General features: G+C 62.4%; 14 protein-coding genes and 1 pseudogene. 1 reads left to right on the top strand and 14 read right to left on the bottom strand.

The window, feature by feature from the left end; all coding sequences use genetic code 11:
* Window positions 1-100 precede the first annotated feature (100 nt).
* The 6 genes and pseudogenes from EOC83_RS26940 to EOC83_RS26915 all read right to left on the bottom strand — a co-directional run bounded on the left by EOC83_RS26940 (window position 101) and on the right by EOC83_RS26915 (window position 4,002).
* Entirely contained in the window at window positions 101-1,015 is a 915-nt protein-coding gene (locus EOC83_RS26940; protein ID WP_063170334.1) for a hypothetical protein, read from the bottom strand.
* 18 nt (window positions 1,016-1,033) lie between these two features.
* Window positions 1,034-1,180, bottom strand: coding sequence for a hypothetical protein (locus EOC83_RS26935; RefSeq protein ID WP_013529552.1), 147 nt, complete (start codon window positions 1,178-1,180; stop codon window positions 1,034-1,036).
* Window positions 1,181-1,205: 25 nt separating this feature from the next.
* Window positions 1,206-1,459: pseudogene (locus EOC83_RS26930) on the bottom strand (GlsB/YeaQ/YmgE family stress response membrane protein).
* Between the two features lie 108 nt (window positions 1,460-1,567).
* Complete coding sequence (locus EOC83_RS26925) at window positions 1,568-1,771, bottom strand: hypothetical protein (protein WP_013529550.1); 204 nt, start codon at window positions 1,769-1,771, stop codon at window positions 1,568-1,570.
* A gap of 100 nt (window positions 1,772-1,871) precedes the next feature.
* Complete coding sequence (locus tag EOC83_RS26920; RefSeq protein WP_013529549.1) at window positions 1,872-2,492, bottom strand: ribonuclease D; 621 nt, start codon at window positions 2,490-2,492, stop codon at window positions 1,872-1,874.
* Window positions 2,493-2,616: 124 nt separating this feature from the next.
* A complete protein-coding gene (locus tag EOC83_RS26915; RefSeq protein WP_063170335.1) occupies window positions 2,617-4,002 on the bottom strand; it encodes a M20/M25/M40 family metallo-hydrolase in 1,386 nt (461 codons plus the stop codon).
* A gap of 416 nt (window positions 4,003-4,418) precedes the next feature.
* On the opposite strand from EOC83_RS26915, the gene polA reads away from it, so the two are divergent.
* On the top strand, window positions 4,419-7,370 hold the full coding sequence (polA, locus tag EOC83_RS26910; RefSeq protein WP_063170336.1) for a DNA polymerase I: 2,952 nt from the start codon (window positions 4,419-4,421) through the stop codon (window positions 7,368-7,370).
* A gap of 152 nt (window positions 7,371-7,522) precedes the next feature.
* On the opposite strand, the gene EOC83_RS26900 is transcribed toward polA, so the two are convergent.
* The 8 genes from EOC83_RS26900 to EOC83_RS26865 all read right to left on the bottom strand — a co-directional run bounded on the left by EOC83_RS26900 (window position 7,523) and on the right by EOC83_RS26865 (window position 15,490).
* The gene (locus tag EOC83_RS26900; protein ID WP_013529546.1) at window positions 7,523-7,927 is read right to left on the bottom strand and encodes a Fur family transcriptional regulator; all 405 of its coding nucleotides are present in this window, start codon (window positions 7,925-7,927) and stop codon (window positions 7,523-7,525) included.
* A 194-nt stretch (window positions 7,928-8,121) separates the two neighbouring features.
* Window positions 8,122-9,168 carry an L-glyceraldehyde 3-phosphate reductase gene (mgrA, locus tag EOC83_RS26895; RefSeq protein WP_013529545.1) on the bottom strand — a complete coding sequence of 349 codons (1,047 nt, stop codon included), beginning with the start codon at window positions 9,166-9,168 and terminating at the stop codon, window positions 8,122-8,124.
* 122 nt (window positions 9,169-9,290) lie between these two features.
* Window positions 9,291-10,433, bottom strand: coding sequence for a Gfo/Idh/MocA family oxidoreductase (locus EOC83_RS26890; protein WP_063169021.1), 1,143 nt, complete (start codon window positions 10,431-10,433; stop codon window positions 9,291-9,293).
* A gap of 11 nt (window positions 10,434-10,444) precedes the next feature.
* Entirely contained in the window at window positions 10,445-11,191 is a 747-nt protein-coding gene (locus tag EOC83_RS26885) for a sugar phosphate isomerase/epimerase (RefSeq protein ID WP_063169022.1), read from the bottom strand.
* Window positions 11,192-11,244: 53 nt separating this feature from the next.
* Window positions 11,245-12,342, bottom strand: coding sequence for a sn-glycerol-3-phosphate ABC transporter ATP-binding protein UgpC (gene ugpC, locus EOC83_RS26880; RefSeq protein WP_027161308.1), 1,098 nt, complete (start codon window positions 12,340-12,342; stop codon window positions 11,245-11,247).
* Between the two features lie 5 nt (window positions 12,343-12,347).
* Window positions 12,348-13,280 (bottom strand): carbohydrate ABC transporter permease, encoded by a 933-nt coding sequence (locus EOC83_RS26875; RefSeq protein ID WP_024504414.1) that lies wholly within the window; start codon window positions 13,278-13,280, stop codon window positions 12,348-12,350.
* A gap of 2 nt (window positions 13,281-13,282) precedes the next feature.
* Window positions 13,283-14,170 carry a sugar ABC transporter permease gene (locus EOC83_RS26870; protein ID WP_024504415.1) on the bottom strand — a complete coding sequence of 296 codons (888 nt, stop codon included), beginning with the start codon at window positions 14,168-14,170 and terminating at the stop codon, window positions 13,283-13,285.
* Between the two features lie 81 nt (window positions 14,171-14,251).
* Entirely contained in the window at window positions 14,252-15,490 is a 1,239-nt protein-coding gene (locus EOC83_RS26865) for an ABC transporter substrate-binding protein (RefSeq protein ID WP_063169023.1), read from the bottom strand.
* Between the last annotated feature and the right edge of the window lie 4 nt (window positions 15,491-15,494).

Below are 15,494 nucleotides of genomic sequence, written 5' to 3'. Positions count from 1 at the left end.
GGTTAAGTCGTGTTCGAATGCCGGCCTTGGGGTTGGGCAGCCAAAAACGCCAGCGTCTGCTCTTTGCAGGTTACTGACGCCACGCTGTTCGCTGTCTCGTTCAGATGGGCTCGAACTTCACATCCGGCTGGTCGGGACCGCCGGCTTGCCGCAACAGCGCGACAATGTGTTCGCCCCTGTCGACCGGCTGTCGCCTCCAGTTCGAGGCGTTCGTGACGTGCAGCCAGCCCTCGACCATCATGAAAAAATCCTCGGATTGATCATGTCCGGCGCCGAAGCGAAGCGATTTGTTTTCAGCGAATCGAACCAGCGCCGGATCGATCGACCTGTAGAGCACAGGCCAGTTGCCGCCGCCGGAATCCATATGAAACTTGTAGCTCGGGGCGAAATCCAGCCGTCGCCGCAAAAGGCTTCCGTCGAAAAAACAGAAGCCGGGCCACAGGAACCAGCCGCCTGGCGTCGGCGTATCGCGCCGCACGCTGCCGTAGAGGCTTTTGCCCTCCATCCGGGCGCGGATCGAAAACGGTTCAGTCGGAAAGATGTCATGATCGATGAAGCCGAACAGCTTCGGCCCGAACCTGGGCAAGAAATTCCGCACGATCCAGTTGAGCGCTTGACCGTGCGATCTGCTGACGACCAGCCTGTTCTTCGGCAATGCGACATAGGGGACATGCTGGCGACGGCAGAGATCGCGGATTGCTTCCCTTGCCTCGCCCTTGTTGCTGTTGTCGAAAACGATGTAGCTTTCGTGCTCGGCCAGGTATCGGCGTACCAGGTGGATCTGCCATTCGATCATTTCGGGCCGGTTGAAGGCCACGGTGGCGACGACCGCATCGCGGAATACCTGCTCTTGCCCCTGCAATTCGCTGACCGGTGCGGATGTCCTCAGAAAGCGAAACACCCGCCAACGATAGCGCAGCAGCGCCTCGCGCCTTGGCGGCCGGTTCAGCCTCTCCCACTCCGCCACGGTGATCGGGGGCTGATCGACGTCTTCCGGGGCGTCAGAAGCAACCATGTCGCGCCCCCGCATGGCTTAGTTCTGCTGGATCGAAATGCCCTTGTCGTCGATCTTGAGCTCGACGCCCTTGGGTTTGGTCTGCTCGCGATAGACATAGATGCCGAGCGCGATGACCACGACGACGAGCGCGCCGATGACGAGATAGAGCGTATTCTGTTTCATGGCGCGCTCTTTGCGTTGTCGAGCCTCAGGCTCGTTTCAGAACCTTGACCAGTACCAGCAGGATGATGGCGCCGATCGTGGCATGGATGATCGCGGCGAGAGTGCCGCGGCCGATGGAAAAGCCGATCCGCGGAAACAGCCAGCCGGCATGAACGCACCGACGATGCCCACGATGATGTTGCCGATCAGGCCGAAGCCGAAGCCGGAAACGATGAGACCGGCGAGCCAGCCGGCGATGGCACCGATGATGATGAAGACGAGCAAGCTTTCGACACCCATAGCGATTTCCTCCGAGCAAGAGGGCGACCGCGGACCGGAAAGCCCGAATCGGCCTCGACATCAACAGCTTAGGCTATTCGAAAGCAGCCGGCCTCACCAGCGGCGCGCTTATTGATCGTCGTCGTCGCTTGCGGCAGGGCGCCAGCTGGTCGGCTCGACCTTCTTTTGCGTGTGACTGTCGATATAGACCCACCAGCCGTCGTCGCGATATTGCGCGATGGATTCGTTGATGACGCCGTCGCTGTCCTTCCAGGTCACGGAGACCTTGGAGCCGTCTGTCGGCGCGGTCGCAATCGGCTTTCTGTCCGCCATGTCATTATCCCCAATTGCACCGACAAACTGAGCCGACAGAACGCGACGGCCTGTATCCGGTTCCAAACGGTCACCGGCCCGCGGAGCGCGCCAACGGCCCTCAGCTATGGGCGAAGATATCCTCTTCGTCCCAGCCCATCAGGTCAAGCTTGGCACGCGTCGGCAGGAAGCGGAAGCAGGCATCGGCCTCCTTGGTCCGCCCATCGCGCGCCAGCCGTCCGGCCAGTACATCGCGCAACCGGTGCAGATAGAGCACGTCGGAAGCCGCATATTCGAGCTGTTCGGGCGACAGCGTCTCGGCCGCCCAGTCCGACGATTGCTGCGCCTTGGACAGCCCGACGCCGAGAAGCTCGAAGCAGATGTCCTTGAGCCCGTGGCGGTCGGTATAGGTGCGGGTCAGCCGCGAGGCGATCTTGGTGCAGAACACCGGCTCCGGCATGACGCCGAACGCATTGTAGAGAACGGCAAGATCGAAGCGGCCGTAGTGGAACAGCTTGGTTACGCCACGGTTCCTCAGCAGGCTGACGAGGTTCGGCGCCTTCTTCTGGCCGGGCGCGATCTGGATGACGTCGGCGCTGCCGTCGCCGGGCGAAATCTGCACCACGCACAGCCGGTCGCGATGCGGATTGAGCCCGAGCGTTTCGGTGTCGATGGCCACTGCCCCGACATTGTAGTGCGAGAGGTCGGGCAGGTCGTTTTTATGGAAACGGATATCGGCCATTGTCTTCTCCGGTCGAGCCCTACAGTGCCCCCTGACCCGCAGGGGATGCTGCAGCGCTTTATCTTGTGGCCCGTCCTCGCCGCGATCGGCTGAAAAATCAACAGGAAAACAGGGGTTCCGCTGCTCAGCGCGTCAAGGCATCGAGAATCCGCGCCCAGGAGCGCTGGCCCTTGTGGAAGGAGCTGAGCTCGTATTTCTCGTTGGGCGAGTGGATGCGGTCGTCGTCGAGGCCGAACCCGACCAGCAGCGATTCCATGCCGAGATAGGTCTGGAAATCGCCGACAACCGGAATGGAGCCACCGCTGCCCGTCGTAACCGCCGGCTTCGGCCATTCGTCGGACAGCGCATTCTTGGCCTTGGCCAGGAAGGGCGAGTCGTAGGAAAGCTGGATTGCCGGCGAGCCGCCATGCGGATGGAATTCGACGGAACAGTCGGCCGGAATGCGCTCCTTGACGAACTTCTGGAACGCGGCCCGGATTTTTTTCGGGTCCTGCTTGTGGACAAGGCGAAACGAGACCTTCGCCGAGGCTTCGGCCGCGATCACCGTCTTGAAGCCCTTGCCGGTATAGCCGCCGATGATGCCGTTGAACTCGGCCGTCGGCCGCGCCCAGGTCAATTCCAGCACGGAGCGGCCCTTTTCGCCCGACGGGATCGACAGGCCGACCGGTCCCAGGAACGTCTCGGCAGTCTCGCCGAGCGTCTCCCATGATTTCAGGATCTGCGACGGCGTTTCCTCGACGCCATCATAGAAGCCGGGAATGGTGATGTGGCCGTCCTTGTCGTGGACATCGGCCAGCACCCTGGCCAGGACGCGGATCGGGTTGGCGGCGGCACCACCATAGAGGCCCGAATGCAGGTCGCGGTCGGCGGCCTTCACCGTGATCTCCTCACCCACCAGCCCGCGCAATCCGACGCAGATCGACGGCGTGTCGCGATCCCACATGCCGGTATCGCAGACCAGCGCGAAATCGGCCTTGAGTTCGCCGGCATTGGCCTCGAGGAACGGCTTCAGCGAAGGCGAACCGGATTCCTCCTCGCCCTCGAACAGGATGGTGATGCGGCAAGGCAGATTGCCATGCACCTGTTTCCAGGCGCGGCAAGCCTCGACGAAGGTCATCAACTGGCCCTTGTCGTCGGCCGACCCCCGACCGACGATCACCTTGTGGTCCGGCCCGACCTCCTTGACAGCAGGCGCGAACGGATCGCTTTCCCACAATTCGATCGGGTCGACCGGCTGAACGTCATAATGGCCGTAAAACAGCACATGCGGCGAACCGGCCGGGCCGTCATGGTGCGCAACCACCATCGGGTGGCCGGGCGTGTCGCGAACGCTGGCGTCGAAGCCGATCAGCTCGAGTTCGGCCACCAGCCATTCCGCCGCCTTGCGGCAGTCGGCGGCATAGGCTGGATCGGTGGAGATGGACTTGATCCTGAGCAAGCCGAACAGGCGCTCGAGGCTCTGGTCGAGATTCTTGTCGAGACGGTCGAGGACGGGGGAAACTGCGGACATATGTGAAGCCTTTCGATTCAGAACCGGAACCGTAAAGGCATGACGGGAAAACGAAAAGCCCGCGATCATTGGACCACGGGCTGCAAACGTCTCTGCGAGGCAAAAAAAGACCGCCGTGGTGGAGGGGGAACCACGGCGGCCTTCTACTCGAAACGATGCGGCAGCCCGGAGAGGGGGGATAGGCTGCCGCAGGTGTCCGGGATAGGCGGGGGACGGGCCTTGCTCCGGACTCGGCGAAAACTGCCGATGACGTGTATTTGGGTCTCTGAACGTGGCGATTCAAGGGCACGAAAATTACAGTTTTGTAACATGGGCGTGAGCAGGGTGACGGCGATCTGTCAGGGTGTTGCCGGAACCGATAGTCGAGGCTGCCTTTGGCATGGACCAAGCCGCCGCGCCGCGCTATCCCTGCCGGCATGAAAAAAGGCGATCATCTCTTCCTTGTCGACGGCTCCGGCTACATCTTCCGTGCCTATCACGCGCTGCCGCCGCTGACCCGCAAATCCGACGGCCTGCCGGTCGGCGCCGTTTCCGGCTTCTGCAACATGCTGTGGAAGCTGATGCTCGACGCCCGCAATACCGATGTAGGCATCGTGCCGACGCATTTCGCCGTCATTTTCGACTATTCGTCAAAAACCTTCCGCAACGACCTCTACCCCGAATACAAGGCCAACCGCTCGGCACCGCCGGAAGATTTGATCCCGCAATTCGGCCTGATCCGCCAGGCGACCAGGGCGTTCAACCTGCCCTGCGTCGAGATCGAAGGCTACGAGGCTGACGATCTGATCGCCACCTATGCGAGGCTCGCCTGCGAAGCCGGCGGCGATACCACCATCATCTCCTCCGATAAGGATTTGATGCAACTGGTTGGCGATACGGTCGCCATGTACGACCCGATGAAGGACCGCCAGATCGGAATTCCGGAGGTCATCGAGAAATGGGGCGTGCCGCCGGAGAAGATGGTCGACCTGCAGGCACTGACCGGCGATTCGGTCGACAATGTGCCTGGTGTGCCCGGCATCGGGCCGAAGACGGCGGCGCAACTGCTCGAACAGTTCGGTGACCTCGACACGCTGCTGGCCCGGGCCGGCGAGATCAAGCAGGACAAGCGCCGGGAATCGATCATCGCCAACGCCGACAAGGCGCGCATTTCTCGTCAGCTGGTGACGCTGATGAACGACGTACCGGTGACCGAGGGTCTGGAGGATTTCGTCCTGCACGCGCCCGACGGCCCGAAGCTGATCGGTTTCCTCAAGACCATGGAATTCACCTCGCTGACCCGCCGTGTCGCGGAAGCGACCAGCACCGAGGCCGGCGACGTCCAGGCCGTCGCGGTCACCGTCGAACGCGCCGATCATGCCCATGGCCCGGACGTTGGCGCCGGTTTGCCGCCGGTTGCCCGAAACGCGCCTGGCACTGAACCGGACGAAGCCGGCGGGACGGCGGAGACGTCAAAACAAGGCGATACCCCCTCCCTGCTCGCGGCACTAAGGCTGGAGCGCGCGGCCACCGGCAAGATCGACATTTCGGCCTATCACTGCATCCGCGATATCTCGACCCTGAAAGCCTGGGTCGCCGAGGCACGGGAGGCTGGCATCGCCGCCTTCGACGTCAGGGCGACATCCGCCGATCCGATGCAGGCGGAACTGATCGGCATGGCCATCGCCACGGCTCCCGGACGCGCCGCCTACATTCCCTTCGCCCACATGAGCGGCAATGGCGACCTGCTCGGTGGTGGCGCGCTCGAAAACCAGATTCCGCTGCGCGAGGCGCTGGCGGTGCTGAAACCGCTGCTCGAAGACAGATCGGTTCTCAAGATCGCGCAGAACCTGAAATACGATCTTGTCATCATGAGCCGCTACGGCATCGATGTCGCACCGTTCGACGACACCATGCTGATCTCCTACGTGCTCGATGCCGGTACGCCCCATGGTCACGGCATGGATGCGCTTGCCGAAAAGTGGCTCGGTCATACTCCTCTTCAGCTCAAGGACGTGACCGGCTCGGGCAAAAGCTCGGTCGGTTTCGATCAGGTCGACATCGACAAGGCGACGGCTCATGCCGCCGAAGACGCCGATGTGACGCTGCGGCTCTGGCTGGTGCTGAAACCGCGGCTTGCCGCCAAGGGCCTGGTGTCGGTCTATGAGCGGCTGGAGCGGCCGCTGGTGCCGGTGCTGGCGCGCATGGAACAGCGCGGCATCTCGGTCGACAGGCAGATCCTCTCGCGGCTCTCCGGCGAATTGGCGCAGGGCGCCGCTCGCCTCGAAGAGGAAATCTACCAGCTCATCGGCGAACGCATCAACATCGGTTCGCCAAAGCAGCTCGGCGACATCCTGTTCGGGCGCATGGGCCTGCCCGGCGGTTCGAAGACCAAGACCGGCCAGTGGTCGACCTCGGCGCAGCTTCTCGAAGATCTCGCTGCCGAAGGTCACGAACTGCCGCGCAAGATCGTCGACTGGCGCCAGCTGACCAAGCTGAAATCGACCTATACCGATGCGCTGCCCGGCTTCATCCACCCCGACACCAAGCGCGTCCACACCTCCTACGCGTTGGCCGCTACGACGACGGGACGCCTGTCATCCTCCGATCCGAACCTGCAGAACATCCCGGTGCGCACCGCCGAGGGCCGCAAGATCAGGACCGCCTTCATCACCGACAAGAGCCATCGGCTGGTCTCGGCCGACTACAGCCAGATCGAATTGCGGGTGCTCGCCCATGTCGCCGAGATCCCGCAACTGCGGCAGGCTTTCGCCGACGGCGCCGACATCCACGCCATCACCGCGTCGGAGATGTTCAACGTGCCGGTCGAAGGCATGCCCTCGGAGGTTCGCCGCCGCGCCAAGGCGATCAATTTCGGCATCATCTACGGCATTTCGGCCTTCGGTCTCGCCAACCAGCTGTCGATCCCGCGCGAGGAAGCCGGCAACTACATCAAGAAATATTTCGAGCGCTTCCCCGGCATCCGCGATTACATCGAGGAGACCAAGGCCTATGCCCGCGAGCACGGCTTTGTCGAAACGATCTTCGGCCGCCGCATCCATTACCCCGACATAAGATCGTCCAACCCCTCGCTCCGCGCCTTCAACGAACGCGCCTCGATCAATGCCCGCCTGCAAGGCACCGCCGCCGACATCATCCGCCGTGCCATGATCCGCATGGAGGAGGCGCTGGAAAAAGCAGGCCTTTCGGCACGCATGCTGCTGCAGGTGCATGACGAACTGATCTTCGAGACCGTCGAGGCGGAAGTCGAGGCGACGATCCCGGTCGTGCGTCATGTCATGGAAAACGCGGCGATGCCGGCGGTCTCAATGTCGGTGCCGCTGCATGTCGACGCGCGAGCCGCCAACAACTGGGACGAGGCGCATTAGCACCAACGCAAGTTGTGTTGAGATTCAGATCAGGCCGAGCCGAAAATGGTGGATTCCGAGAACCGGAGCGGAGCGTACTTTTCGTACGTGAGCACCGGAAGCGGCAGGAAGCCGCCATTTGCAGGCCGGCATCATCTGAATCTCAACTCACCTCAAGCCGCCTCAGCCAAACACTTGGCACATGTCCCGCGAAACTCGATCACCGCCTTCTTGGCGGCGAAGCCGGTGGAGCGCACCCATTCGTCCAAGCTGTGGCCGACATCGTGGTCTGACATTTCGGTGACCTGCCCGCATGTGTCGCAAATGGCGAAGGCAGTCATCGAATGGCTGTGGTCATGCGGCTCGGCGCAGGCGACGAAGGAATTGATGCTTTCAAGCCGATGCACGAAACCTGACTTCACCAGCGTGTCGAGCGCGCGATAGACCTGGAGCGGTGCGCGAAAACCGCGCTCGCGCAATTGGTCGAGCAAGGTGTAGGCACTGAGCGGTCCGCTGGCGGTCTCGAGTTTCTCGAGCACGCACAGCTGGTTTTTCGTCAGCACATCCCTTGCCGCCATGATCCTGTTTCCAACTCGCCTTGCGTCGCTTGCGCCGCGCACAAACGATCCATGTCCCATCCAGATAGCGACGAACAGGCATTTTTGCTACTGTTTCCAGCATTCTGCCCGCAAGGCCGCCGAGAACATCGATCGGAGCGGGGCAACAGGCAGGTTGCCCGCCGTTTTTCGCTTTGCCGGCTTATCGAGCGGACCTATTTCCTCGGCGGGCCTTTGCGCTCGGCAGAAGCCGCCCACAGATTGATGTCGGATTCGCGCGCGTATGTGTCGATCTCGGCGAGTTCGGCATCGCTGAAGTCGAGCGCCTTGAGCGCGCCGACGCAGTCCTCGACCTGCTCCGGCCGGCTGGCGCCGATCAGTGCCGAGGTCACCCTCCCCTTGCGCAGCACCCAGGCCAGCGCCATCTGCGCCAGCGTCTGTCCGCGCCTGCCGGCGATGGCGTCGAGCGCCTTGATGTTGGCGATGGTCTTGTCGTTGATGAAGGCTGTCTTCAGCGACTTGCCCTGCGACGCACGGCTGCCGTCCGGAATGCCGCCGAGATACTTGTCCGTCAGCATGCCTTGCGCCAGCGGCGAGAACACGATGGAGCCGACGCCGAGCCCTTCGAGCGTGTCGAGCAAGCCGTCTTCCTCCACCCAGCGGTTCAGCATCGAATAGCTCGGCTGGTGGATGACGCAAGGCGTGCCAAGCTGCTTCAAGATATCGGCCGCCTCGCGCGTGCGCTGCGAATTGTAGGACGAGATGCCGGCATAGAGCGCCTTGCCCGAGCGCACGGCATGGTCGAGCGCACCCATCGTTTCTTCCAGCGGCGTGTCGGGATCGAAACGGTGCGAATAGAAGATATCGACATAGTCGAGCCCCATCCGCTTGAGGCTCTGGTCGAGGCTGGCCAGAATGTATTTGCGCCCACCCCATTCGCCGTAGGGCCCGGCCCACATCTGGTAACCGGCCTTGGTCGAGATGATCAGTTCGTCGCGGTAGGCAGCGAAGTCGGTGCGCAGGATCTCACCGAAGGCGGTTTCGGCAGAACCGGGCGGCGGACCGTAATTGTTGGCGAGGTCGAAATGCGTGATGCCGAGGTCGAAGGCCTTGCGCGCGATCGCCTGCTTGGTCTTGTGCGGCGTGTCGTTGCCGAAATTGTGCCACAGGCCCAGCGAGATCGCCGGCAGCTTCAGGCCGGAGCGGCCACAGCGGTTGTAGACCATTTTCTCGTAACGATTTTCGGCGGGCGTGTAGGGCATCGGAAAATCCTCGAATGGAAACGAGCCGGTCGGCTGCATTCGTCACAACGCGGCGAGTTGGCTCTGCCCCCCACCCTTACCCTCTCTCCGTCGAAACGGGGAGAGGGTTGAGGTGTGCTGCCCTATTTCTTCTTCGCCAAAAGCGCCTTGGCTTCCTTGACGCCAAGTGCGGCCGGCCGTTCGCAGGTGGTCTGCATGGCGACGAACTTGCCGGTTTCGCCGGAACGCAGCAGGCTGGTCATCACGTCGACGGCGTGCAGCGCCAGCTCCATCGAACAGCGGTGCGGCCGACCTTCCGCGATCGCCACCGCCATATCGGCAAGGCCTGACGTGCGGTAGTTGGCCATCATGCCTTGCGAATGCATCTCGTTGGGCACGCCGAACGGATGCGGCCAGTTCGGCAGCTTCTTGACCGGCTTGGCCGCGACGGTGAAGCGAACGTCACCACCGAAGAAGTTCGGGTCCGGCACAAACACCGTACCCGCCTCGCCATAAAGCTCCATCGGCGCGTGGCCGTGGGCCCAGACGTCCCAGCTGGTGTTGAGCGTGATAACGGCGCCGTTCTCGAACTCCAGCAGCCCGTGGATGGTTGTCGGCGTGTTGACCGGTATCTTTTCACCCGCGCGCGGCTTTGAACTGATCGTGCGCTCCTTGGCCGGCGTCGTCGCGAAGGCCGCGACCTGCTTCACCGGCCCGATCAGCTGGATCAGATTGGTGATGTAATATGGTCCGATGTCGAGCACCGGCCCCGCGCCTGGCTGGAAGAAGAAATCCGGATTGGGGTGCCAGTGCTCCATGCCGTGGCCCATGACATGGCACGTGCCACTCGTGACCTTGCCAAGCTTGCCGGTGTCGATCAGGTTGCGTACCAGCTGGTGCGCGCCGCCGAGGAAAGTGTCTGGCGCCGAGCCGATGCGCAGACCCTTTTTCTCCGCCCGCTTCTTAAGGTCGAGCCCTTCCTTGACCGACAGCACGAACGGCTTTTCCGAATAGACGTGCTTGCCGGCGTCGAGGATCTGCTTTGACACCTCATAGTGCACCGCCGGGATGGTCAGGTTGACGATGATGTCGATGTCGTCGGCCTTGAGCAGGTCTTCGACGGTGTCGGCGCGCAGCTTGAACTCCTTCGCCCGAGCCTTGGCCGCCTCCATGTTGATGTCGGCGCAGGCACGCATTTCAATGCCGCGGAACAGCGGCGCCAGCGAAAAATACGCCTTCGAGATGTTGCCGCAGCCGATCACGCCGATGCCAAGTTTCTTTGCCATGCTGGTTGCTCCTAATAGGTTTTGGCGGCTGCGATGGAGCGGCGGGCGAAACGCTCGATGTCGTTGGGGTTGTCCTGTTCCATGACGTAGTATTGGGCAGCACTCCTGGCACGCAACACCTTGATCAGGGCGGCCCAGTCGATGGTGCCATGGCCGACATCCGACCAGCCATCCTCATCCAGCCCCTCGCCGGGCTTGGCCATGTCCTTGACGTGGACGGCGCTGATGCGCTTGCCGTGTTTCTCGATCCACGGCAGCGGATCATCGCCGCCGCGCACCACCCAGGCAACGTCCATCTCCCAGCTGACATCGGGCGCGGATGACAGGATGTGGTCCTGCGGCACCGATCCGTCGGCAAGTTTCTTGAACTCGAAATCATGATTGTGCCAGGCAAAGCCGTAGCCGGCCTTTTTCGCGGCATCACCGACCTTGGCCAGGCGTTCGCCGAAACCACGCCAGCCGGCCACGTCGGATGGCCGCTGGTCGGGCATCAGGAAAGGACAGATGAGCAGCGTGATACCGAGTGCGTCGGCGGTTCTGCGCACGCCGTCAAAATCGTTCTCGAGCGCGTCGATCGAGAAATGCCCAGTCGGCATGGCAAGCCCGTTCCTGTCGAGCTCGGCGCGGAATGCCTGGGGATCATCATAGACGCCGCCGAAACCTTCGACCTGGGCGTAGCCGAGCTTGCCGAGCATGGCGAGCACACCGTCCCAGGGTTGGAAATTGCGGGCGCTGTAAAGTTGGAATGACCAATTCATCGTCTCTGTCCGTTTTGCTTGGGGATCGTCGTTGGAAGGTTGGTTCTCGGAAGCTAGATGCGTGTGCCGGTTGCGGTGTCGAAAAGCGAGGCGCGCATCGGATCGAATCCAAGCGTCACCGCCTCGTCGTTCTTGGGCGTGCGTTCCGAGGTCACTCGGACGCTGAAATTCTGCTGGGCAAGCTTCAGCCAGACCAGCGTGTCGGAGCCCATGGGTTCGACCACCTCGACATTGGCGGCCATCGAGAACGGCCAGCCGGTGCCGCTGTTCAGGCTGACATGCTCGGGCCTGATACCGAATGTGACGGGGCCGGGAGCCGGAGGCTTGGCAAAGTCGTAAGTGCCGAGCGGGATCTTGATATCCCCGGCCGCGAACCGCCAGCCGCCGTCGGCGTCTTCCAGGTGGCCATCGACGAAGTTCATTGCGGGCGAACCGAGAAAGCCGGCGACGAAGCGGTTGACCGGACGGTTGTAGATGGTCTGCGGCGCATCGAGTTGCTGGATGACGCCGCCCTTCATCACCGCGATGCGGTCGGCCAGCGTCATCGCCTCGATCTGGTCGTGGGTGACGTAGATCATGGTGTTCTGCAGCTTGCGATGCAGCAGCTTGATCTCGACGCGCAGTTCGGCGCGCAGCTTGGCGTCGAGATTGGACAGCGGCTCGTCGAACAGGAACACGTCGACATCGCGCACCAGCGCCCGTCCGATGGCGACGCGCTGGCGCTGGCCGCCGGAAAGTGCGGCCGGCTTACGCTGCAGCAGCGGTTCGATCTGCAGGATTTCAGCCGCCCGCGTGATCCGCTTGGCGATCTCTTCTTTTGGCGTGCCGGCGACACGCAGCCCGAAGGACAGGTTCTTCTCCACCGTCATTTGCGGATAGAGCGCATAGGACTGGAACACCATGCCAATGCCGCGGTCCTTGGGCTCTTCCCAGGTGACGTTCTTGCCCTTGATGAAGATGCGGCCTTCGGAAACGTCGAGCAGGCCGGCAATGCAGTTGAGCAAGGTCGACTTGCCGCAGCCGGACGGCCCGAGCAGCACGATGAACTCGCCATCGGCGACATCCAGATTGAGCGTCTCCAGGACGGTCACCGCGCCGAAATTCAGCGACAGGTCCTGGATCGAAACGCTGGTATCGTTGGCTGCCGTCATCGCCATCACCCCTTCACCGCGCCGGCGGCGATGCCACGTACGAAAAGCTTGCCGGAGATGAAGTAGACGATGAGCGGCACAAGCCCGGTCAGGATGGTTGCGGCCATATTGACGTTGTACTCCTTCACGCCTTGCACCGAATTGACGATGTTGTTGAGCTGCACCGTCATCGGATAGGTGTCGGGGCGGGTGTAGACGACGCCGAACAGGAAGTCGTTCCAGATGCCGGTCACCTGCAGGATGATGGCGACGACGAAGATCGGCAGCGACATCGGCAGCATGATGCGCAGGAAGATGCCCCAGAAGCCGGCACCGTCGACACGTGCCGCCCGGAACAGCTCCTCCGGCATCGAGGAGAAATAATTGCGGAACAGCAGCGTCAGGATCGGCATGCCGAAAATGGAATGGACGATCACCAGCCCGCTGAGGCTGCCATAGAGGCCGATCTCGCGCAGGATGATGACGATCGGATAGATCATCACCTGGTAGGGAATGAAGGCGCCGACGATCAGGATGATGAAGAACGTATCGGCGCCCTTGAAGCGCCAATTGGCCAGTGCATAACCGTTCACCGAGGCGATGGCGATCGACAGCAGCACTGACGGCACGGTGATGCGCACCGAATTCCAGAAGCCGCGCGAGAGCCCGTCGCAGTTAAGGCCGGTGCAGGCAGTCGACCACGCTTTGACCCACGGTTCGAAAGTGATCTCGAGCGGCGGTGAGAAGATGTTGCCGAGCCGGATCTCCGGCATGCCCTTGAGCGAGGTGACGACCATGACGTAGAGCGGCAAGAGGTAGTAGACCGCCATGACGAACAATGTGCCGTATAGGAAGACGTTGCGGCGCGAAATCACGCGGCGCGGCTTCGGGCCGTAGGGATCGGTGATGCCCTGGCGCGCGCCGGCGGCGGTGCTTGCTTGAGCGGTGATGTCTGCCATGCTCATTTGCGCCGCCCGAACTCGAGATAGGCCCAGGGCACGATGACGATCACCACCGAGAGCAGCATCATGGTCGAGGCAGCAAAGCCCTGGCCGAGGTTCTGGGCGAAGAACATATAGTCGTAGACGTATTTGGCCGGCACTTCGGAGGCGATGCCTGGGCCGCCGCTGGTCTGGGCCACGACGAGGTCATAGACCTTGACGATGCCGGCAGCGATGATGACGAGCGTGGTGATGAAGACCGGCCGCATCATCGGGATGACGATGAACAGATAGGTCTTCCACATCGGGATCCCATCCACCCGCGCCGCCTTCCAGATGTCCTCGTCAATGCCGCGCAGGCCAGCCAGCATCAGGCACATGATGAGCCCTGTGCCTTGCCACAGCGCCGCGATCGATATGCCGTAGATGACGATGCTGGAATTGTAGAGCGGGTCGAAGCTGAAGCTCGTCCAGCCTAAGTCACGGACCACATGCTGGATGCCGAAATCCGGATTGAGCAGCCACTGCCAGACCAGGCCGGTGACGATGAAGGAGAGCGCGAAAGGATAGAGGAAGATGGTGCGCAACGTGTCCTCGAAGCGGATCTTCTGATCGAGCAGTGCTGCAAGCAGGAAGCCGATGACCAGCGAGAACACCAGCGAGATCGCGCCGTAGATCAGCAGGTTCTCGATCGAGATCAGCCAGCGCGGCGTCGCCCACAGCCGGTAATATTGGTCGAGCCCGACGAAATTCAGCCGCGGCAAGAGCTTCGAATTGGTGAAGGAATAGAGCACCGTCCAAACGGTGCCGCCGACGAAAACCACCATGGCGGTGAGGATCATCGGGATCGAGGCGACCTTCGCATTGAGGTTGCGGAACAGAAGGTTGGGGCGTTCGCTCTTGCTCATCTCGTCAGCCGGCTGGGTAAGGGCGGTGCATTCCCGGCCCTGCATTCGCAAGGCCGGGAGCGAGGTGGCTTGCCGCCAGCGTCAGTCCGCCGAAGCGATGAGGTCGGCGAAGCGCTTCTGTGCGTCTTCGACGGTCAATTCCGGCTTGGCGAAGAATTCGGCGAAAAGGTCTTCCTTCTGCTTCTGGGTGTCCTGCGAAAGCAGTTGGTCCGTCCATGGAATGACGGCGCCCTTGGCGAGGATGGCGAGGCCTTTCTTCATGCAGTCGTTCGCCGCGTTGAGATCGACGTCGCCGCGCACCGGCAGGGAACCCTTCTTCAGATTGAAGGCAACCTGCGTCTTGGGATCGAGCAGCGTCTCGGCCAGCACCTCCTGCGCCTTGCTCTTGTCGGCATCCTTGAGCAGCGGGAAGTAGAAGGCGTCGCCGCCCGTGGCTATGACCTCGTTCAGCCCAAGGCCCGGCAGGCAGGTATAGTCCTTGCCGGCGGTCTTGCCGGCAACCTGGAACTCGCCCTGTGCCCAGTCGCCCATGATCTGGCCACCCGCCTTGCCGGTGATGACCAGGTTGGTCGCCTGGTTCCAGTCCTGCACATTGGTGTCCTTCGCCATCTTGCGGGCATCGTCCGCGGCCTTGAAGACCTTGGCGACTTCGGGCCCGGCGGCGAACTTGGCATCCTTGTCCTTGTAGACCTTGAGGAACGTGTCCGTGCCGCCCACAGCCGCAAGCAGCACGTCGAAGGCACCGGAGGATTGCCAGGCTTGCCCGCCGACGGCGAGCGGGATGATGCCGGCCTTCTCCAGTGCCGGCGCTGCCGCCACGAATTCATTCCAGTCCTTCGGCAACGGCACGCCGGCCTTCGCGAAGGCTTCGTTGGACAGCCACAGCCACTGCCAGGAATGGATGTTGACGGGCACGCAATAGATCTTGCCGTCGATGGTGCAGCCGTCGAGCAGGCTCTTCGGCCGCACGACATCAGTCCACTTGCCCTTGGTGGCGACGTCGGTGAGGTCGCGCATCAGGCCGGCCTGCACCAACTCTTCCGCCTGCCGGCCGTGGTTGAACTGCGTGGCGCCCATCGGATCGCCACCGGTGATGCGGCTGATCATGATCGGCCGCGCCGTGCCGCCGGAGCCGGCAATGGCGCCGTCCACCCAGTGGTTGCCGGTCGCATCGAATGCCTTGGCAAGTTCCGCAACCGCCGCGGCCTCGCCGCCTGAAGTCCACCAATGGGTGACTTCCAGGTCCGTCGCGGCCGCCTGGCCGGCAAATTGCAGTGCAGCCGTCGCCGCCAGGGCAGCGGTCAAAAATCTGTATCGCATTTCG

Source organism: Mesorhizobium sp. Primo-A (genome assembly GCF_003997175.1).
Classification (GTDB): domain Bacteria; phylum Pseudomonadota; class Alphaproteobacteria; order Rhizobiales; family Rhizobiaceae; genus Mesorhizobium; species Mesorhizobium ciceri.
Note: the sequence above shows the minus strand (reverse complement) of the source record. Positions and strands in the feature narration are given on the sequence as shown.